The sequence below is a fragment of the Streptomyces yokosukanensis genome, assembly GCF_001514035.1.
GTDB lineage: Bacteria > Actinomycetota > Actinomycetes > Streptomycetales > Streptomycetaceae > Streptomyces > Streptomyces yokosukanensis.
Genome location: NZ_KQ948225.1, coordinates 77,504 through 96,281, shown reverse-complemented (window position 1 = coordinate 96,281; position 18,778 = coordinate 77,504). Strand labels below are relative to the sequence as shown.

18 protein-coding genes are annotated in these 18,778 nt (G+C 72.6%); 11 read left to right on the top strand and 7 right to left on the bottom strand.

Going from position 1 to position 18,778, the window contains the following annotated elements; genetic code table 11:
• Positions 1-10: 10 nt before the first annotated feature.
• The 5 genes from pheS (at position 11) to AQI95_RS36305 (ending at position 7,185) form a co-directional block, all read left to right on the top strand.
• Positions 11-1,156 carry a phenylalanine--tRNA ligase subunit alpha gene (gene pheS, locus AQI95_RS36325; RefSeq protein WP_067134323.1) on the top strand — a complete coding sequence of 382 codons (1,146 nt, stop codon included), beginning with the start codon at positions 11-13 and terminating at the stop codon, positions 1,154-1,156.
• Complete coding sequence (gene pheT, locus AQI95_RS36320; RefSeq protein ID WP_067134319.1) at positions 1,156-3,678, top strand: phenylalanine--tRNA ligase subunit beta; 2,523 nt, start codon at positions 1,156-1,158, stop codon at positions 3,676-3,678. The genes pheS and pheT overlap by 1 nt, the downstream gene beginning before the upstream one ends.
• A gap of 265 nt (positions 3,679-3,943) precedes the next feature.
• A complete protein-coding gene (locus AQI95_RS36315; protein ID WP_067134316.1) occupies positions 3,944-5,035 on the top strand; it encodes a PP2C family protein-serine/threonine phosphatase in 1,092 nt (363 codons plus the stop codon).
• 208 nt (positions 5,036-5,243) lie between these two features.
• Positions 5,244-6,584 (top strand): NsdA family TPR-like regulatory protein, encoded by a 1,341-nt coding sequence (locus AQI95_RS36310; RefSeq protein ID WP_067134312.1) that lies wholly within the window; start codon positions 5,244-5,246, stop codon positions 6,582-6,584.
• Positions 6,585-6,648: 64 nt separating this feature from the next.
• Positions 6,649-7,185: an NUDIX hydrolase gene (locus AQI95_RS36305; RefSeq protein WP_079071765.1), complete on the top strand. Its 537-nt coding sequence runs from the start codon at positions 6,649-6,651 to the stop codon at positions 7,183-7,185.
• Between the two features lie 29 nt (positions 7,186-7,214).
• On the opposite strand, the gene AQI95_RS36300 is transcribed toward AQI95_RS36305, so the two are convergent.
• Both AQI95_RS36300 and AQI95_RS36295 read right to left on the bottom strand, forming a co-directional pair.
• Complete coding sequence (locus AQI95_RS36300; protein ID WP_067134305.1) at positions 7,215-7,475, bottom strand: hypothetical protein; 261 nt, start codon at positions 7,473-7,475, stop codon at positions 7,215-7,217.
• A gap of 194 nt (positions 7,476-7,669) precedes the next feature.
• Positions 7,670-8,545 carry a 3-hydroxybutyryl-CoA dehydrogenase gene (locus AQI95_RS36295; RefSeq protein WP_208614355.1) on the bottom strand — a complete coding sequence of 292 codons (876 nt, stop codon included), beginning with the start codon at positions 8,543-8,545 and terminating at the stop codon, positions 7,670-7,672.
• 172 nt (positions 8,546-8,717) lie between these two features.
• Between AQI95_RS36295 and AQI95_RS36290 the strand changes: the two genes are divergently transcribed.
• A complete protein-coding gene (locus AQI95_RS36290; RefSeq protein WP_067134302.1) occupies positions 8,718-9,944 on the top strand; it encodes a glycoside hydrolase family 10-like protein in 1,227 nt (408 codons plus the stop codon).
• 1 nt (position 9,945) lies between these two features.
• On the opposite strand, the gene AQI95_RS36285 is transcribed toward AQI95_RS36290, so the two are convergent.
• On the bottom strand, positions 9,946-10,143 hold the full coding sequence (locus tag AQI95_RS36285; RefSeq protein WP_067134299.1) for a DUF1918 domain-containing protein: 198 nt from the start codon (positions 10,141-10,143) through the stop codon (positions 9,946-9,948).
• Positions 10,144-10,162: 19 nt separating this feature from the next.
• Entirely contained in the window at positions 10,163-11,074 is a 912-nt protein-coding gene (locus AQI95_RS36280) for a DMT family transporter (protein ID WP_079071763.1), read from the bottom strand.
• On the opposite strand from AQI95_RS36280, the gene AQI95_RS36275 reads away from it, so the two are divergent.
• The gene (locus tag AQI95_RS36275; RefSeq protein WP_067134296.1) at positions 11,073-12,563 is read left to right on the top strand and encodes an aminotransferase-like domain-containing protein; all 1,491 of its coding nucleotides are present in this window, start codon (positions 11,073-11,075) and stop codon (positions 12,561-12,563) included. The genes AQI95_RS36280 and AQI95_RS36275 overlap by 2 nt on opposite strands.
• A gap of 73 nt (positions 12,564-12,636) precedes the next feature.
• Positions 12,637-13,230: a histidine phosphatase family protein gene (locus AQI95_RS36270; protein WP_067134292.1), complete on the top strand. Its 594-nt coding sequence runs from the start codon at positions 12,637-12,639 to the stop codon at positions 13,228-13,230.
• Here the strand turns inward: AQI95_RS36270 and AQI95_RS36265 are convergent.
• The 3 genes from AQI95_RS36265 to AQI95_RS36255 are packed head-to-tail and all read right to left on the bottom strand — an operon-like array spanning position 13,212 to position 14,540.
• Positions 13,212-13,664: a DUF6314 family protein gene (locus AQI95_RS36265; protein WP_067134284.1), complete on the bottom strand. Its 453-nt coding sequence runs from the start codon at positions 13,662-13,664 to the stop codon at positions 13,212-13,214. The genes AQI95_RS36270 and AQI95_RS36265 overlap by 19 nt on opposite strands.
• A gap of 43 nt (positions 13,665-13,707) precedes the next feature.
• Positions 13,708-14,118, bottom strand: coding sequence for a carboxymuconolactone decarboxylase family protein (locus tag AQI95_RS36260; protein ID WP_067134281.1), 411 nt, complete (start codon positions 14,116-14,118; stop codon positions 13,708-13,710).
• Positions 14,115-14,540 carry a MerR family transcriptional regulator gene (locus AQI95_RS36255; RefSeq protein ID WP_067134278.1) on the bottom strand — a complete coding sequence of 142 codons (426 nt, stop codon included), beginning with the start codon at positions 14,538-14,540 and terminating at the stop codon, positions 14,115-14,117. Before AQI95_RS36255 ends, AQI95_RS36260 begins: the two co-directional genes overlap by 4 nt.
• Before the next feature lie 253 nt (positions 14,541-14,793).
• Between AQI95_RS36255 and AQI95_RS36250 the strand changes: the two genes are divergently transcribed.
• From AQI95_RS36250 to AQI95_RS36240, 3 genes are read left to right on the top strand one after another with little or no spacing between them, the layout of a single operon-like run.
• Positions 14,794-17,361 (top strand): YfhO family protein, encoded by a 2,568-nt coding sequence (locus AQI95_RS36250; protein ID WP_067134275.1) that lies wholly within the window; start codon positions 14,794-14,796, stop codon positions 17,359-17,361.
• 23 nt (positions 17,362-17,384) lie between these two features.
• Positions 17,385-18,335, top strand: a complete 951-nt coding sequence (locus AQI95_RS36245) for a glycosyltransferase family 2 protein (RefSeq protein ID WP_067134272.1) — start codon at positions 17,385-17,387, stop codon at positions 18,333-18,335.
• A complete protein-coding gene (locus tag AQI95_RS36240; protein ID WP_067134269.1) occupies positions 18,332-18,730 on the top strand; it encodes a GtrA family protein in 399 nt (132 codons plus the stop codon). The genes AQI95_RS36245 and AQI95_RS36240 overlap by 4 nt, the downstream gene beginning before the upstream one ends.
• Positions 18,731-18,778: the final 48 nt, after the last annotated feature.

Here is an 18,778-nt window from a genome sequence, read left to right as displayed (position 1 = left end):
ACGGGAAGAAATGTCGGCACCCAATAAGTCGTACGACCCTGTCGAGGTCGAGACGTTGAAACCGGAAGAGATCGAGCGCATGCGGGACGAGGCGCTCGCCGCCTTCGCCGCCGCGGGCTCCCTCGACGCGCTCCACGAGGCCAAGGTCGCCCACACCGGCCCCGCCTCACCGCTGGCCCTCGCCAACCGCGAGATCGGCGCCCTGCCCCCGCACGCCAAGGCCGAGGCCGGCAAGCGCGTCGGCATGGCCCGCGGCGGCGTGAACAAGGCCCTCGCCGCCCGCCAGGCGGAGCTGGAGGCCGAGCGGGACGCGCGCGTGCTCGTCGAGGAGGACGTCGACGTCACGCTGCCCTACGACCGCGTCCGGTCCGGCGCCCGCCACCCCCTGACCACGCTCTCCGAGCGGATCGAGGACATCTTCGTGGCCATGGGCTACGAGGTCGCCGAGGGCCCGCAGGTCGAGGCGGAGTGGTTCAACTTCGACGCCCTCAACATCGGCCCGGACCACCCGGCCCGCGGCGAGGCCGACACGTTCTTCGTGCAGACCGCGTCCGGCGGCGGCTCCGCCGTGCGCGAGGGCGGCACCGAGTCCGGCGTGGTGCTGCGCACCCACACCTCGCCCGTGCAGATCCGCTCCCTGCTGGAGCGCGAGCTGCCGGTCTATGTGATCTGCCCCGGCCGCGTGTACCGCACCGACGAACTCGACGCCACCCACACGCCCGTCTTCCACCAGGTCGAGCTGCTCGCCGTGGACGAGGGCCTGACCATGGCCGACCTCAAGGGCACCCTGGACCACATGGTCCAGTCGCTGTTCGGCGAGGGCATGAAGACCCGGCTGCGGCCGAACTTCTTCCCCTTCACCGAGCCGAGCGCCGAGATGGACATGCTCTGCTACGTCTGCAAGGGCGAGTCCGTCGGCAACCCCGACCGGCCCTGCCGCACCTGCTCCAGCGAGGGCTGGATCGAGCTGGGCGGCTGCGGCATGGTCAACCCGCGGGTGCTCACCGCCTGCGGCGTCGACCCGGAGAAGTACAGCGGTTTCGCCTTCGGGTTCGGCATCGAGCGGATGCTGATGTTCCGCCACAACGTCGAGGACATGCGAGACATGGTCGAGGGTGACGTCCGGTTCACCCGGCCGTTCGGGATGGAGATCTGATGCGGGTCCCGCTTTCTTGGCTGCGGGAGTACGTCGACCTGCCGGCGACGGAAACCGGCCGAGACGTCCAGGAGAAGCTCGTATCGGCCGGCCTGGAGGTCGAGACCGTCGAGCAGCTCGGCGCCGACCTCAAGGGACCGCTGGTCGTCGGGCAGGTGCTGACCATCGAGGAGCTGGAGGGCTTCAAGAAGCCGATCCGCTTCTGCACCGTCGACGTCGGCCGGGCCAACGGCACCGGCGAGCCCCAGGAGATCGTCTGCGGCGCCCGCAACTTCGTGGTCGGCGACAAGGTCGTCGTGGTCCTGCCCGGCGCCACGCTCCCCGGCGGCTTCTCCATCGCCGCGCGCAAGACGTACGGCAGGACGTCCCACGGCATGATCTGCTCCGGCGACGAGCTGGGCATGGGCGACGACGGCAGCCACGGCATCATCGTGCTGCCGCCGGAGACCGAGGTCGGCAGGAACGCCATCGAGCTGCTGGAACTCGTCGACGAGGTTCTGGACATCGCCGTCACCGCCAACCGCGGCGACTGCCTGTCCATCCGCGGCGTCGCCCGGGAGACCGCCATCGCCTACGGCCTGCCGCTGCGCGACCCGGCCCTGATCGACGTACCGGCCCCGAACGCCTACGGCTACCCGGTCCAGGTCTCCGACCCGTTCGGCTGCGACCGGTTCACGGCGCGCACGGTCACCGGACTGCGCCCCGAGGCCCGCTCCCCGATCTGGCTCCAGCGCCGGCTGCAGAAGGTCGGCATGCGCCCGATCTCGCTCGCCGTCGACGTCACCAACTACGTGATGATGGAGCAGGGCCAGCCGCTGCACGCCTACGACCGCTCCCTCGTCCGGGGCACGATCGGCGTGCGCCGCGCCCAGGAGGGCGACAAGCTCGTCACCCTCGACGGCGTCGAGCGCACGCTGCACGCCGAGGACCTGGTCATCACCGACGACCGCGGGCCCATCGGCCTCGCCGGCGTGATGGGCGGCGCCAACACGGAGATCGCCGATCACGAGGTCACCGAGAACGGCGTGAACGGGACCAGCGACGTGGTCATCGAGGCGGCCCACTTCGACGCCGTCGCGATCGCCCGTACGTCCCGCCGCCACAAGCTGCTCTCCGAGGCCTCCCGCCGCTTCGAGCGCGGCGTCGACCCGAACGCCGCCGCGGCCGCCGCCCAGCGCACCGTGGACCTGCTGGTGCTGCTCGCCGGCGGTACGGCGGAGGCCGGCGTCACCGAGGTCGTCGCGCCCTCCGCGCCGCACACCATCACCGTCCCGGCGGACCACCCGGACAAGGTGGCGGGCGTCGAGTACGGCCGTGAGACGGTCGTCCGCCGCCTCCAGGAGGTCGGCTGCGACGTCTACGGGCAGGACGAGCTGATCGTCACCGTCCCGTCCTGGCGGCCCGACCTCGTCGACCCGAACGACCTCGCCGAGGAGGTCATCCGCCTCGAGGGCTACGAGAACCTGCCCTCCACGCTGCCCAAGCTCCCCTCGGGCCGCGGCCTGACCCACCGGCAGCGGCTGCACCGCCGGGTCGGCCGCGCGCTCGCCGGCGCGGGCTACGTCGAGGCGCCGAACTACCCCTTCGTCGGCGAGCAGGTCTTCGACCAGCTCGGCCTGGCGGCCGACGACCCGGCCCGCCGTGTCGTCAAGCTGGTCAACCCGCTCAGCGACGAGGAGCCCGCGCTGCGTACGACGCTGCTGCCGGGCCTGCTCGGCGCGCTGCGGCGCAACGGCGGCCGGGGCGCGCACGACCTGGCGCTGTTCGAGACGGGCCTGGTCTTCCATCCGCGCGAGGAGCAGCGGGCCGCCGTGCACCTGCCCGTCGACCGGCGTCCCACCGACGCGGAGATCGCCACGCTGAACGCCGCGCTGCCCGAGCAGCCGCGCCACGTGGCCGTCGTCCTCACGGGCGCGCGCGAGCAGGCCGGCTGGTGGGGCGAGGGCCGTCCGGCCGGGTGGGCCGACGCGGTCGACGCCGCGCGTGCCGTCGCCCGTGAGGCCGGTGCGGACCTGGTCGTGCGCAAGGGGCAGTACGGGCCCTGGCACCCGGGCCGCTGCGCCGAACTGGTGGTCGTCGCCGACGGCACGGAGCAGGTCGTGGGCCATGCGGGAGAACTGCACCCGCGCGTGGTGAAGGCCCTCGGCCTGCCCGAGCGCACCTGTGCGACGGAGCTGAACCTGGACGCCCTGGAGGCGGCGGGTGACGGTGTCCCGCAGGCGCCGCGGATCTCCACCTTCCCGGTCGCCACGCAGGACGTCGCGCTCGTGGTCGAGCGGCCCGTCCCGGCCGCGGACGTCGAGGCCGCGCTGCGCGAGGGCGCGGGTGAACTCCTCGAGTCCATCCGGCTGTTCGACGTGTACGAGAACGCCGAGCAGCTGGGCGAGGGCAAGAAGTCGCTGGCGTACGCGCTCCGCTTCAGGGCCGGCGACCGGACGCTGACCGTGGACGAGGCGTCGGCCGCGCGGGATGCGGCGATCGCTCTCGCGGGCGAGCGGACCGGGGCCGTGCTGCGGGGCTGATCGCGGCGAGAGGTACCGTGCGCGGCCGGCTGCGGGTGTTCCGCGGCCGGCCGCGCCCGTGCTGCGCAGCCGCGCAAGGGGTGCCGGGAGGGCTCACCCCTTCGGCGAGCTGCATAAATGCGAGTTGACCGACTCGGGCTCACTCGATCGAGTGGGAACTCATGGCGATCTGGTCTTCTCGGGCCATGGCGTCGACAGAATCGGACCGGCCTTTCGGGGTCGGTCCGTCTGCTCTGTCAGGGACTCTCCATGGGGGACCAGAGGCATGATCCGCATCAAGGCACGGGCGCCCACCGCACGGGGAGCCGTACTGCCCACGCTCTGGGGAGCCGTGGCGGTCGCCTACAAGTTCGGCTGTCCGCTCGCCCAGCAGAACGGGCTCGGGGCGCGCATCGTCACCAGCGCCGTGTTCTTCGCCGTCGGCACCGGGCTCATCTTCCACGTCCGCCGCGCGCTGCTGCGGGAGCTGCGCCAGGCCCGCCGGGTGGCGCGGGCCGCGCAGAGCGTCGTACTGCGGCCGCTGCCGCCGCGCCTCGACGGGCTGAACGTCGCCGCGGCCCAGCTGTCCGCCGACCGCGGGGCGAGCGTCGGCGGCGACCTCTACGAGGCGATCGCCACCGAGCACGGGGTGCGGGTGGTGATGGGCGATGTGCGCGGGCACGGCCTGGCCGCCCTCGGCACCGTCGCCGCCGTCCTCGGCAGCTTCCGCGAGGCGGCCCACGACGAACCCGAACTCGGCGGTGTGCTGCGCCGGTTGGAGCGCGCCCTGGCCCGGCACCTGCGCGAGCGGGCCCGCGCCGAGCACCCGGCCCACGGCAACGCGGACCCCGACCATCCGGTGGCCGAGGAGTTCGTCACCCTCCTGCTCCTGGAGATCGGCCGGGACGGCGCGCTGCAGGCCCTCAACTGCGGCCATCCATGGCCGTATCGGCTCAGCGGCGCACAGGTCGAGGCGTTGACGCGCGTCGACCCTCTTCCGCCGCTGGGCCCCTTCCCGCTGCCGACAGCGCTTCAGGCCCACCCCTGCGGACGACTGCTCCCCGGCGACTCCCTGGTCCTGTTCACCGACGGTGTGGAGGACGCCCGGGACGCGCGAGGCCGGTTCTTCTCGCTGCCGGAGGTGCTGCGAGCGGCAGTCGGCGATCACCCCGTGTCGCCCCAGGCGGTCCTGCGCACCGTCTTCACGGCCCTCCTGCACCACACGGCCGGCAGCCCGACGGACGACACGGCGCTGCTGGTCCTGCGCAACGATCGACGAGAGCTGCACATCGCGGGCGCCCGGGACAGGGACACCTGCGGCTCCGCCGCGCGGGTGTGTCCGGCCAAGGACGATCCGCAGCCGACGACGCGCCGTTAGCCGCCCCCGGGCAGTCGCAGGCGGCCAAGCCACCGCTATTCGAGGGGGAGCCGGTGGCTTGGCCAGTCTCTTGCGAGGCTCCCAGTCAACCGGGATCGCCACGCAGCGCAACAGCGCGCGTACGCTGCGGATGCGGGCACTCCGTTCACACCCCGTGTGAAGGCGGAGCCACTACGCTGACCGCACCAGGCCACTCGGGGGGCATCCCATGCAGCCCAACACTCTGCTCGACGCGATCCTGGACGAGGCGGGGATCTCGCACGCCGGTCTCGCCGCCCATGTGAACCAGGCCGGCCGCGGACGGGGCCTCACGCTCCGTTACGAACACACCGCCGTGGCGCGGTGGTTGAAGGGGCAGCGGCCGCGCGGCCAGGTCCCGGACCTGATCTGTGAAGTGCTCGCCGCCCGCCTGCACCGTCCCGTCACCCTCGACGACATCGGCCTCGGCGTGCCCGGCGAGCCCAGCACCCCGCACGTCGGCTCGCTGAACGGCTTCGTGGAGCGGGCGACCGCCCTGTGGCGCTCCGACGAACAGCAGCGGGCCCATGTGCTCGGCGCGCCCGCCGTCACCGGGACCCCGGCCGTCATGCCGGTGTGGGAGTGGGAGAACCCGCCCGAGGACGTCGACGTCTCGCGCGGCGGCCGGCACCGGGTCACCTCGGCCGACATCGAGATGCTGCGGGCCGCGCGGACGCACTACGAGCAGATGTACCGCAAGGCCGGCGGCATCGCGACCCGTACCCGGATCGTCGGCTTCCTCAACGCCGAGGCGGCGCCGCTGCTGCGCGGCAGCTACACCGACGCCACCGGGCGCCAACTGCACCGGGCGACCGGCGGTCTGGTGGCCGTCGCCGGCATCTGCGCGTACGACTCCGACGCGCACGGTCTCGCCCAGCGCTACTTCCACCAGGCCCTCAGACTGGCGAAGGCCAGCGGGGACCGGGGTCTTGGGGCGTATGTCATAGCGCTGCTGGTCAACCAGTCGCTCTACATGCGGGAGTACCGCCAGGCCGTCGCCTTCGCGGAGGCGGCGCTGCGGGCCGCCGGCAAGCACATCACCCCGGCGCTCGCCTCGGATCTGTACGCGATGCAGGCCAAGGCGTACGCCCATCTCGGCGACTCCTCCGCCGCCCTGTCGTGCATCCGGCGCGCGGAGACGGCAGCCGAACGGATCCGGCGCGGCCACGAGCCGGACGAGACCGGCTATGTCCAGCCGGGCCTGGTCAATGTGCAGGTGGCCGAGGCGCTGCTGAGCCTCGGTGAGCTGGCCGCCGCCCGGGAGCATGCCGCGGCCGCGGTCGACAACCCGGCCCACGACCGGGGGCGGGTGCACCGGCTCGCCATGCTCAGCACCATCGAGCTGCGCCAGGGCGACGCCGACAACGCGGTCGCCACCGCCGTGCGGATGGCCGAGCAGGCCCGGGGGATGGAGTCCCAGCGACTGCGCGACAGACTCCGCGCGGTGCGCGAACACCTGGTGCGCTGTGCCTCGGCCGGGACCGCCGAGGCAGCCGAACTCATCGACGGGGCACTGCGCGTACCGCTGTAGACCCCTGTAGCTGCACAGTCCCTGCTGCGATATTGCCACTTACTCGGCGGAAGGTGGCAGAACCGTGCAGTGGACGAAACAGAACGAACAAACTGTGTATGAAAACCGCTGGTTCAGCGTCAATCTCGCTGATGTCGAACTGCCGGACGGCCGGCATCTCGACCACTTCCTGATCCGGCTGCGCCCGGTGGCCGTGGCCACCGTGGTCAACGACGCCAACGAGGTGCTGCTGCTGTGGCGGCACCGCTTCATCACGGACAGCTGGGGGTGGGAACTGGCCGCGGGCGTCGTCGAGGACGGCGAGGACATCGCGAGCGCGGCCGCCAGAGAACTGGAGGAGGAGACCGGCTGGCGGCCGGGGCCCCTGCACCACCTCATGAGCGTGGAGCCGTCCAACGGCCTCACCGACGCCCGGCACCACATCTACTGGTCCGACCGGGGCGAGTACATCGGGCATCCCGTGGACGACTTCGAGTCGGACCGCCGGGAATGGGTCCCCCTCAAACTCGTCCCCGACATGATCGCCCGTGGGGAGGTCCCGGCCGCCAACATGGCGGCCGCGTTACTCCTGCTGCACCACCTCAGGCTCGCCGACGGCTAGCCAGGGGTCCGTCCGAGTGGCCCGGTGGGCTAACGGGCGGCCAGTGCCTGCCAGATCGTCACCACGAGCGCGCCCAGCGCCGTCAGCGCGGCGAGCGAGGGCAGCGGCCAGCGCGCGTGTTCCAGTGAGACCATGCGGGAGTTCAGCTCGTCCAGCTCCTTGGCGGTCTCCTCGGTGCGATGACTGAGCAGCGCCAGCCCTCCCTCGACGCGGGCGTAGGCCACGTCGAGGCGGCGCCGTAACTCTGCGAGTTCTCCGTGGATCACGGGATGCTCCGGTTCGGCGGTCACGAGTCCACTCCTTTCGGTAGTCGGCATGGATGGTTCCGCATCCCTTGCATGCGCATGAGGAGTCAACTCGCCTGGTGGGCGCGTGGGGAGCGTGTGCGAGGGGCATATGCGTGCCCGGCGCGCACACGGTGTGTGAAACGGACGGGCCCGGCACCGAGTGCGGTGCCGGGCCCGTGCGTCGTAGCTCTGTGTGGTCAACCGTAGGTGTAGAAGCCGGAGCCGGTCTTCCGGCCGAGCCGGCCGGCCTCGACCATGCGCTGGAGCAGCGGGGGAGCGGCGTACAGCGGCTCCTTGTACTCGGCGTACATCGAGTTGGCGATGGAGACGATGGTGTCCAGGCCGATCAGGTCGGAGAGCCTGAGCGGGCCCATCGGGTGGGCGCAGCCCATCTCCATGCCGTTGTCGATGTCCTCACGGCTCGCGATGCCCGACTCGAACATCCGGATCGCGGAGAGGAGGTAGGGCACGAGCAGCGCGTTGACCACGAAACCGGAGCGGTCCTGGGCGCGGATGGCGTGCTTGCCGAGCACCTTCTCGGCGAAGACCTGGGCGCGGCTGAGGGTGCCCTCGGAGGTGGTGAGCGCCGGGATCAGCTCGATCAGCTTCTGCACCGGGGCCGGGTTGAAGAAGTGGATGCCGACGACGTGGTCGGGGCGGGAGGTGGCGACGGCCAGCTTCACCAGCGGGATCGAGGAGGTGTTGGAGGCGAGGATCGCGTCCGGGCGGGTCACCACCTGGTCGAGCACCTGGAAGATCTCCGTCTTCACCGCCTCGCTCTCCACGACGGCCTCGATGACCAGGTCGCGGTCGGCGAACTCGCCGAGGTCCGTGGTGAAGCTCAGCCGCGCCTGCGTGGTCTCCCGCTCCTCCTCGGTGATCTTCCCGCGCTCGGCGGCCTTGGCCAGGGAGTTGAACAGCCGGGTGCGGCCGATCTCCAGGGCCTCGCCGGTGGTCTCGGCGACCTTCACGTCCAGTCCCGCGCGGGCGCACACCTCGGCGATGCCCGCGCCCATCTGGCCGCAGCCCACGACTCCGACGCGTGCGATGTCTCCCCCTGGGATGCCTGTCACATCGTCCCCTTCGCTGGTTCTCCGGCTCGCTGGCAGGGCCCCCGGGTTCGGTGCCTGCTCCGATCGTGCACGTTACCGCCAAGTATCGATGATCGATCGCCCGGGTGGGGGCATCCTGGGGCGCGGAACGATCCGTGACGGAGCGGATCCGGAGCGTATGGGGGTGTGCGGAATGGGGCAGCTGGCACGGCGGGCCTTCACCCTGGCCGCGCTGTCGGCGCTGGCCACGGCGCCGGGCGCGGCGGCGGCAGTGGCCGGCCGGCCGCGCGCCGGCGCCGAGATGCGGGGCGTGTGGCTCGCCACGGTGGCCAACCGGGACTGGCCGTCCAGGCGCGGCCTCACCGCCGCCGCTCAGCGCAGGGAGCTGATCGCCCATCTCGACACGGCGCACCGTGACCGGCTCAACACGGTGGTCTTCCAGGTGCGGCCCACCGCCGACGCCCTGTGGCCGTCCCCGTACGAGCCCTGGTCCGAGTACCTCACCGGAACCCAGGGCCGCAGCCCCGGCTGGGATCCGTTGGGGACCGCGGTGCAGGAGGCCCACGCCCGGGGCCTGCAGCTGCACGCCTGGTTCAATCCCTACCGGATCGCCAACCACACCGCCCTCGGCCGGCTCGCCGCCTCGCACCCGGCCCGCAAGCACCCCGACTGGGCGGTGCCCTACGGCGGAAAGCTCTACTACAACCCCGGCCTGCCGCAGGTCCGCGCCTTCGTCCAGAAGGCCATGCTCGACGCGGTCGCCAAGTACCCGGTCGACGCCGTCCACTTCGACGACTACTTCTACCCGTACCCGGTCGCCGGCCAGACCTTCGACGACGACGACGCCTACGACCGCTACGGCGGCGACTTCGGCAACCGGGCCGCCTGGCGGCGGGACAACATCGACAAGCTGGTGAAGGAGATGGCCGCCGGCATCAAGGGCGTGCGGCCCGGCACCCGGTTCGGGGTCAGCCCCTTCGGGGTGTGGCGCAACGCCGCGCGCGACACGCGCGGCTCGGACACGCAGGCGGGCGTGCAGACGTACGACGACCTGTACGCGGACACCCGCACCTGGGTGCGGGGGCACTGGATCGACTACATCGTCCCGCAGCTGTACTGGAACATCGGCTTCGCCGCCGCCGACTACGCGAAGCTCGTCGACTGGTGGGCGGCGGTCGCCAAGGGCAGCAGGACACAGCTCTACATCGGCGAGGCCCTGTACAAGGCCGGGGCGGCCGGGCAGCCCCAGGCCTGGCGCGACCCGGTCGAGCTGTCCCGGCACCTCACCCTCGCCGCCCGGCACCCGCAGGTGCGCGGGCATGTGTTCTTCGCCGCCAAGGACGTGGCGGCCGACCCGATCGGGGCGATGTCACGTGTGATCGCCGACCACTACGGGCGATCGGCGAAGCCGCCCACCTGACTCACTTGTGCTGCTCTTTGCCGTGCTTGACCTGGCAGTCGGGCCCGGGGGACATGATCGCCTCGTGCCCGTCCTCGAACCGGACGCGGTAGGGCGGACTGCCCTCGGTGCCCAGTACTTCCACTACTTCGGTGACCTGGTCCTGTTGGCCGACCACCCTGCCGTGCTGGACAAGCCGGTCGCCCTTGGATGCGCGCATCTGCTGGCCCTCCTCATGATCACGACCGCTGTGTGACGGCGATGCACACGAGCACGGCGACAGCGGTCACCGGAGCGGCCGCCGTGAAGTGCTCGCCCAGCAGCAGCGCCGACCACACCAGTGTGAGCAGCGGCTGAGCCAACTGCAACTGGCTCGCCCGGGGGATGCCGATCGCCGCCATGCCCCGGTACCAGACGACCAGACCGAGGAACTGCGAGCCGAGCGCCACCCACAGCACCCCGACGACGCCGTGCGCGGTGAGATGCACGGGCTCGCGCGCCAGCGCCACCGCGGCGGCCGGCACGCTCAGCGGCAGACACAGCACCAGCGCCCAGGCGATCACCTGCCAGCCCGGCACGACCCGGGCCAGCCGGCCGCCCTCGGTGTAGCCGGCCGCGCACACCAGCAGGGCCGCGAACAGAAAGCCGTCGGCGGCCGTCAGCGCGCCGGCGCTCTGCACGACGGTGAAGGCGACCACGGCCGCCGCGCCCGCCAGCGCGGCCGCCCAGAACCGGCGTGAGGGGCGGCTGCCCATGCGCAGGGCCGACAGCGCGGCGGTGGTCAGCGGCAGCAGCCCCACCACGACGGCGGCATGCGCGGTGGTGGAGGTCCGCAGGGCGAGCGTGGTCAGCATCGGGAAACCGAGCACCACACCGGCGGCGACCACGGCGAGTCCGGGCAGATGCCGGCGCTCGGGCAGCGGAACCCGCAGGAACAGCAGGCAGCCGCCCGCGACGAGCGCGGCGAGCACACAGCGCACGGCCACCAGCGACCAGGGTCCGAAACCCTCCAGACCCCAGGCGGTGGCCGGGAAGGTCAGTGAGAAGGAGGCGACGCCGAGGGCGGCCAGCGCGGTGCCGAGGCCGTGGCGCTCGCGGGGAGCGGTGACCGCTATCGGACTCGATGCAGTAGCGCTACTCTGTACTCTCATGTACCAGAGTAGCAGTGTCAGTGAACTGGCAGAACAGCTTCGACGGGACCTCGACCACTACTCGCCCGGTGGAAAGCTCCCGTCGAGCCGGGCACTGGTCGAGCGGTTCCGTGTGAGTCCGGTGACCGTCTCGCGCGCTCTCGCCCAGCTGGCTGCCGAGGGACTGGTGGTCACCCGGCCCGGCGCCGGCGCCTTCCGGGCCCGGCCGCGTACGACGCGGTCCGCGGCCGGGGACACCTCCTGGCAGGAGGTCACGCTGAGCGCCCAGAGCGCCGCCGAACTCGTGCCGCGCACGGTGGACGCCTCCGGGGTCACCGTCTCGCTGGCCGCGCCGCCGCCCGGAGTGCTGGAGTTCAACGGCGGCTATCTGCACCCCTCCCTGCAGCCGGAGCGGGCCATGGCAGCGGCCCTGGCGCGGGCCGGGCGGCGGCCGGGTGCCTGGGGGCGGCCGCCGCTGGAGGGACTGCCGGAGCTGCGGGAGTGGTTCGCGCGCGGGATCGGCGGGGCCGTCACGGCGGCCGAGGTGCTGATCGCGGCCGGCGGCCAGGCGGCCCTCGCCACCGCCCTGCGCGCACTCGCCCCGCCCGGCGCCCCGGTCCTCGTCGAGTCGCCCACCTACCCCGGCATGCTCGCCCTCGCCCGCGCCGCCGGACTGCGCCCCGTGCCGGTGCCCGTCGACCCCGAAGGCGTACGTCCCGAGCTGCTCGCCGACGCCTTTCGGGCCAGCGGCGCCCGGGTGTTCGTCTGCCAGCCGCTGTTCCAGAACCCGACCGGTGCCGTGCTGGCCCCGAGCCGGCGCGCCGAGGTGCTGCGCATCGCCCGCGAGGCCGGTGCGTTCGTCGTCGAGGACGACTTCGTGCGGCGCCTGGTGCACGCCGACGCGGGCCCGCTGCCGCGACCGCTGGCCGCCGACGACCCGGACGGGGTGGTCGTGCACGTCGGCTCGCTGACCAAGGCGACCTCGCCGAGCTTCCGGGTGAGCGCGCTGGCCGCCCGCGGCCCGGTGCTGGAGCGCCTGCGCGCCATCCAGGTCGTGGACAGCTTCTTCGTGCCCCGGCCGCTGCAGGAGGCCGCCCTGGAGCTGGTCGGCTCCCCGGCCTGGCCCCGCCATCTGCGGGCGCTGTCGGGGGAGTTGAAGGCCCGCCGTGACGCCATGACGGCCGCGCTCGCGACGCACCTGCCCGAGCTGGCCCTGCCGCACATCCCGTCCGGCGGCTACCACCTGTGGCTGCGCCTGCCCGGCGGCGCCGGGGGCGACTCCCGGACCCTCGGGTCCGGGGGAGAGTCCGCGCTCACCGCGGCCGCCCTTCGCGCGGGCGTCGCCGTGACCCCCGGCCGCCCCTACTTCAGCGCCGAACCCCCTGCTGCCCACCTCCGCCTGAGCTTCGCCGCGGTCGCCGGCACCGGGGAGATCGCGGAGGGTGTGCGGCGGCTGCGCGCGGCCTGCGACGAGGTGCTCCCACGGCCTTCGGGCGGAGCCTTGGAGTAAGCAGCCGCTCACCAGCCGTAGCTCACAGGGGGCACCCCTTGACCTGCCCTCACTCGCGGCACACCATCACCGCATGCCACTGAGGGTGACGTTCGTCGCCGCCGCGCGCAGCGCCCCGCTGCTCGCCGAGCGCTTCGAGGACGACCGGCCGCTGGACCAGGCCGGCTGGGAAGAGGTGCAGCGCGTCGCCGGAGACCTGCTGCCGCTGGCGGCCGCCGAGCTGCGCTACTGCTCGCCGACCCCGCGCAGCCGGGCCACCGGTGACGCGCTGGGGTATGCCCCGCTGGTCCAGCCGGCGCTGCGGGACTGCGACATGGGCCGCTGGCGCGGACTGACCCTGGGCGAGGCGATGGCCCGTGAGCCGGACGCGGTGGACGCCTGGCTCGCCGACCCGCGCGCCACTCCGCACGGCGGGGAGTCCCTGCTGGCCTTCGTCTCCCGGGTCGGTGGCTGGCTGGACACCAGGCCTGCGGAGGACGGCGGCCGGATCGTCGCCGTCGCCGAGCCCGCCGTGGTCCGCGCGGCCCTGGTCTACGCCCTGAAGGCGCCGCCCGCGACCTACTGGAACATCGACGTGCGTCCGCTGTCGGTGTGCACGGTCACCGGCCGCGCGGGCCGCTGGAACCTCCGCCTCGACGGCGCCCCGGCTCAGTCCCCGCGCTCGTAGTCCGTGGTCAGCACCAGGTCCTTCGCGGGACCGCCGACCCGCCACACCGAGCGCCAGTGGCCCGCGTCCCGGACGGTGAACTCGCCCCGGTACAGGTCGGCCGCGCACGGGTGCTCGGCGACGTACCGCCCCGTGGTCAGGTCCAGCTCGTGGAAGAGCCGCCCGTCCGTGAACCGCACGTCGGCCGTGCCCGGCCGGGATCCGGGCAGAAAGCGCAGCGTCCGGGTGGCCGGCCGGGTCACGCCCTGCCAGGTGAATTCCCCGGACTCCTCGTGCAGCAGCCCGCCGTCGGCCGGTGTGCCGAAGACCGTGACGCCGGCGAAGTGACCCTCGCTCCCGCTCGCCAGATCCCGCACACTCCGCTCGACGCGCCAGCGCCCGGCCAGATAGGCCAGCACATCGGCGACCGGCAGGTACCGCGGCTGCACATCCATGCGTCGAGCTTACGGGCCGGGGGCGGCTTCACCGACGACGAACCTACTGCCCGCCGACCGGCAGCAGCCCGCGCTCGGCGAAGACCTTCTTCGCGACGAAGGTGGCGTTCAGCGCCTTCGGCATGCCGCAGTAGACGGCGGAGTGCAGCAGCGCCTCCGTGATCTCCTCCGGGGTGAGGCCCACGTTCAGGGACGCGTTCACATGCACGTCCAGCTGGGCCTCGCAGCCGCCGAGCGCGGTGAGCATGCCCAGGGTGACCAGCTGCCGGTCGCGCGGGGCGAGTCCGGGCCGGTCGTAGATCTCCCCGAAGGCCCAGGTGACGACCTGGTGCCCCAGCTCGGGGCTGATGTCGGCGAGCGAGTCGACGACCCGCTGCCCGGCCTCGCCGTCGACCTTCTTCAGGACCTCCAGGCCGTGGGCGTAGCGCTCTTCACGGGTGGTGCTCTCGCTCATGTCAGCTCGTCCGTTCCCGGCCGCCGCTCGTCCAGCAGCCGCTCATAGTGCTCGATCTTGTCGTCCAGTGCGGACGCGTTGCGCCGCAGCGCCCGCATGCGGTCGGCCAGTTCGGCGCGGTGCTCGCGGAGCATCGCCAGCCGGTCGGCGACCGTCGCGTCCCCCTCCGCCCGCAGCCGGGCGTAGTGCTGCATGTCGGAGATCGACATGCCGGTCTCGCGCAGCCGCAGCAGGAACTCCAGCCAGAGCAGGTCCGCCGCCTCGTAGCGGCGCTGGTTGCCGGTGGTCCGGCCGACCCGCTCGATCAGGCCGGCCTTCTCGTAGTACCGCAGCGTGTCGTGGCTCAGGCCCGTGCGCTCGGCGACCTGGGCGATGGTCCACGACGGTTCCCGGTCCTGCGGGAGAGGCTGTCCGCTGGTCATGACAAGAACGGTAGAACCTGGAGCGCGCTCCAGGTCAAGCCCCGACGGCGACCGGCGCGGACCGCGGGGCCGGTTCACCCCGAGAACGCCTTCTGGAAATCAGAGGTTTTCCCCTACGTCATCAAATTCATGCGGTGTTTCCCGTATTCGGAGGTTGTGGCGCCATTTTTCGATGCGCGCACAACCAATCGGAAACACCGGCCGTCTACGTCGGCGAAAAGGCGGGCACAGCTTTATGGGGGAGCGACGGATAATGCGCCAGGGTGCGAAACCGATATCCGCTCCGCGGCGGGCCGCCGCGCTGCTCGCCGCCGCCGTCGCACTCACGGCGTTCTGCGCGGGCGACGTCCTCGCGCGCAGCCGTCCCTTCGGCCCGCGCACCCGCAGCGTCAACGACCTCGGCAACCAGTACGTGCCCTTCCACGCCCACCTCTGGGACCTGCTGCACGGACACGCCGACGGCGGCCTCCTCGTCAACTGGCAGTCCGGCTACGGCTCCAGCTTCCTGCCCGACCTCGGCACCTACCTCGGCAGCCCGTTCGCCCTCCTCGTCGCCGTCTTCCCGCGCGACCGCATCGACCTGGCCGTCTACGCCGTCACCGCCCTGAAGACCGCCTGCGCCGCGGCCGCCATGGCCGTCCTGCTGCTCGCCCTGCGTCCCGGGCGCTGGTGGGCCGCCGGCCTGCTCGGAGCCTCGTACGCGCTGTGCGGCTGGACCCTGGCCGACGCCGACTACAACCCCATGTGGCTCGACGGTCTGATCGCCCTGCCGCTGCTGTGCCTGGTCGGGGAATGGGCGATCGCCGGGCGTCGGCGGCTGCCCGGCGTCCTGATCGTCGCCCTCGCCTGGACCGCCAACTTCTACACCGCCTACATGGCCACCCTCGGCGCCGGGCTGGTCCTGCTGCTGCGTCTGCTGCTCGCCCGGCCGCCGCGCCGGCAGGCGCTCGCGGCGGCAGGCCGCGCCGTCCTCACCGTCGTCCTCGGCGTGGGTCTCGCGGCCCCGCTCGTCACGGTGATCTACTTCGGCACCCGGCACGCCTACCCGGGCCACGAACGGCAGTTCAGCCCCGTTCCCACCCAGGACCTGCTGGCCCGGCTGCTGCCGACGACGTACGGCTTCGGCTCCCCGGCCCTCTACGTCGGCATCACGGCCCTGGTCCTCGCCCTCGCGCTGCCCTTCCACCGCGCGGTCCCCGCCCGGGTGCGCGCGGGCTGGACGGCGCTGGTGCTCGCGGTCGCCCTGTCGTTCCAGTGGGCGCCCACCAGCCTGGTCTGGCACGCCTTCGCCACCCCGCAGGGCAGCCCCTACCGGCAGACCTTCGTCCTGTGCGCACTGCTGGTCGTCGCCGCCTGGCACGCGCTGTCGTACGGCCTGCCCGACCGCCGCGCCCTCGCCGCCGCGACCGCGCTGCTCGCCCTGATCACCGCCGCGTCGAGCAGCAGCGCGCTGGTGCGGCCGCACACCTGGCCGGTGCTGCTGCTCGCGGTCGGCGGCACCCTGTGCGGGCTCGCCCTGCTGGGCCGCGCCGGGCCCCGCCCCCGACTGGCCGGCCTGGCCGTCGTCCTCCTGCTCGGGGCGCAGATCGGCGAGACCGCCGCGACCTCCGCCGTCGCGACCGAGCTGCGGCTGAAGCACCTGGACGACTACGCGCCCTGGGGCGAGCAGCAGCGACGGCAGGCGGCGGCGATCGCCGAGGCCGACGGCTGGCCCCGGTACCGCACCGACCCGGGCCGCGAACAGACCGTGGGCAACGACCCGTTGCTGGTCGGCGGGGAGGGCGCCCAGTACTACAGCAGCCTCACCTCGGACGTCCTCAGCCGCACCCTCACCGCCCTCGGCGGCGGCACCACCTCGCGCGGCCGCAGTGTGCAGAGCCTGGACAACGCCGTCACCGACGTCCTCTTCTCCGTCGGCGCCCGGCTGCACAACCCGCCGGACCCGCACCGGACGCCGCCGCCCGAGGCGGGGGCCGCCCCGGTCACCGTCACCCGGCGCGACGTGCCGCCCCTGGTGACCGTGCGGACGGCCCCCGACAGCGCGCCGTTCGGTCCCTCGCCGTACCGCAACCAGGAACTGCTCCTCGGCAGCCGCGTCTACACCGTGCCCCCCGCCGCCGTGCGGGACGATCTCGGCGCGCCCGTCGCGAGCCGCTCGGTGGGCTCGGGGAACGCGACCACCCGGCCCACCGTCACGGCCCGCTGCCCCGCCGGAACCCAGGTGCACCTGTGGGCCCCGTACTTCTCCGGCACCGCCCGGCTCGCCGGCACCGGCACCGGCGTGAACTTCTCGTACAGCCCGGGGCGCAACCGTGCCGCCCTGGCGCCCCTCGGCCGGACCCCGGCCTCCGGGCGCGTGCGGATCGAGCTGACCCCGAAGAGCCCCGGCCGGATCCCGTCCGGCGCGATCGGCTGCCTGGACACCGCGCGGCTGCACACCGCCGCCGCCCGTCTGAAGGCCACCGGCGCCACCGAGGTGAGCGTCGCCGACGGCACCCTGCGCGCCCGACTGCCCGGCGGCAGCAAGGGGATCGCGGTCGTCGCCGCGCCCCGCATCGCCGGCTGGCGATGCGCCACGGGCGCCGGCGCGGCCAGGCCCGCCGGCTCCTACCACGGGCTGATCGCCGTCCCGCCCGACGCCACCCCCACCACCCTGACCTGCACCTTCCACCCACCCGGCCTGCGGCTGGGCACGACCGTCGGGCTCGTCTCGCTCGCGGCCCTCGTCCTGCTCACCGCACGCACCGCCGTCCGCCGCCGGCGCGCCCCCGGGCCGCCCACGACCGCACCACCACGCGAGCGCGTGACCGCCGCACCCTGACCGCGCCCCTGGGGGGATCCACCATGCTGATATCGATCGTCGCACCCTGCTACAACGAGGAAGACGTCGTCGAGCGCTTCCACGAGAAGGTCCAGGCCGTCGCCGAGGACCTGCTGCCGCTCGGCCACGACATGGAGTTCGTCTACGTGGACGACGGCAGTCGCGACCGCACCCTCGCGGCCCTGAAACGCCTCGCGGGCCTCGACGCACGGGTGCGCTATGTCTCGTTCAGCCGCAACTTCGGCAAGGAGGCCGCCCTGCTCGCCGGCCTGCGGCACGCCTCCGGCGACGCGGTGATCGTCATGGACGCCGACCTGCAGCATCCGCCGGAACTGATCCGGCGGATGGTGGAGTTGCGCGAGAAGGGCCACGACCAGGTCATCGCCCGGCGCAGCCGCACCGGCGACCGCCTCACCCGCACGCTCACCGCGCGCCTGTACTACCGGCTGGTCAACCGCCTGGTCGACGTGGAACTCGTGGACGGCGTCGGCGACTTCCGGCTGCTCTCGCGCCGCGTGGTCGACGCCGTGCTGGCCCTCACGGAGTACAACCGGTTCTCCAAGGGCCTGTTCGCCTGGGTGGGCTTCCCCGCCACCACCTTCGAGTACGAGAACGCCGCGCGCGAGGCCGGCCGCAGCTCCTGGAACCTGCGCGGCCTGCTCAACTACGGCATCGACGGACTGCTGTCCTTCAACAACCGCCCCCTGCGCGCCGCCCTCTGGCTCGGCATGGGACTGCTGCTGTGCGCGGGCCTCTACACGGCCTGGATCGTGGGCGCGGCGCTGATCCACGGGGTCCAGACCCCCGGCTATGTGACCATCATCACCGCCGTCACAGCCCTGGCGGGCGTGCAGATGGTCATGCTGGGAGTGATCGGGGAGTACACCGGCCGCATCTACTACGAGGTGAAGGGCCGTCCGCACTTCCTGGTGAAGGCGACCAACGCGGAACGGACGAAAGACCTCATTCCTTGAAACGACAGATCCTCACCTTTGCCGTGGTCGGTGTGATCAACACGGCTACCTATTACTGTCTCTATCTGATGTTCCTCGGCTGGCTGCCGTATCTGGCCGCGCATATTCTCGCCTTTACGCTCAGCATGGTCGGATCCTTTTTCCTGAACGCGCGCTTCACCTACCGGACGCGGCCCACCTGGCGTAAATTCCTGCTGTTCCCCCTGACCAACGTCACCAACTTCCTGATCACGACGGCCGGTGTGTATGTGATCGTCGACGTCCTGCACGCGGGCAGCCGATTCGCCCCGCTGCTCGCCTCGGCGGCGGCGATCCCGGTGACCTTCGTCGTGTCCCGCCGGGTGATGCTCCCCGGGGCGACCGCCCGGCCCGTCGCCCGTCCGACCACGGAGTGATTGCATAAAACTGCGGCGCTACGTATAGTCATGCCATCTAGAGGAGGA

Excerpts from the sequence above, each read along its gene's own strand:
- pheS (WP_067134323.1), top strand. The coding sequence starts at position 11 with ATGTCGGCACCCAATAAGTCGTACGACCCTGTCGAGGTCGAGACGTTG.
- pheT (WP_067134319.1), top strand. The coding sequence starts at position 1,156 with ATGCGGGTCCCGCTTTCTTGGCTGCGGGAGTACGTCGACCTGCCGGCG.
- AQI95_RS36315 (WP_067134316.1), top strand. The coding sequence starts at position 3,944 with ATGATCCGCATCAAGGCACGGGCGCCCACCGCACGGGGAGCCGTACTG.
- AQI95_RS36310 (WP_067134312.1), top strand. The coding sequence starts at position 5,244 with ATGCAGCCCAACACTCTGCTCGACGCGATCCTGGACGAGGCGGGGATC.
- AQI95_RS36290 (WP_067134302.1), top strand. The coding sequence starts at position 8,718 with ATGGGGCAGCTGGCACGGCGGGCCTTCACCCTGGCCGCGCTGTCGGCG.
- AQI95_RS36285 (WP_067134299.1), bottom strand. The coding sequence starts at position 10,143 with ATGCGCGCATCCAAGGGCGACCGGCTTGTCCAGCACGGCAGGGTGGTC.
- AQI95_RS36275 (WP_067134296.1), top strand. The coding sequence starts at position 11,073 with ATGTACCAGAGTAGCAGTGTCAGTGAACTGGCAGAACAGCTTCGACGG.
- AQI95_RS36280 (WP_079071763.1), bottom strand. The coding sequence starts at position 11,074 with ATGAGAGTACAGAGTAGCGCTACTGCATCGAGTCCGATAGCGGTCACC.
- AQI95_RS36270 (WP_067134292.1), top strand. The coding sequence starts at position 12,637 with ATGCCACTGAGGGTGACGTTCGTCGCCGCCGCGCGCAGCGCCCCGCTG.
- AQI95_RS36265 (WP_067134284.1), bottom strand. The coding sequence starts at position 13,664 with ATGGATGTGCAGCCGCGGTACCTGCCGGTCGCCGATGTGCTGGCCTAT.
- AQI95_RS36260 (WP_067134281.1), bottom strand. The coding sequence starts at position 14,118 with ATGAGCGAGAGCACCACCCGTGAAGAGCGCTACGCCCACGGCCTGGAG.
- AQI95_RS36255 (WP_067134278.1), bottom strand. The coding sequence starts at position 14,540 with ATGACCAGCGGACAGCCTCTCCCGCAGGACCGGGAACCGTCGTGGACC.
- AQI95_RS36250 (WP_067134275.1), top strand. The coding sequence starts at position 14,794 with ATGCGCCAGGGTGCGAAACCGATATCCGCTCCGCGGCGGGCCGCCGCG.
- AQI95_RS36245 (WP_067134272.1), top strand. The coding sequence starts at position 17,385 with ATGCTGATATCGATCGTCGCACCCTGCTACAACGAGGAAGACGTCGTC.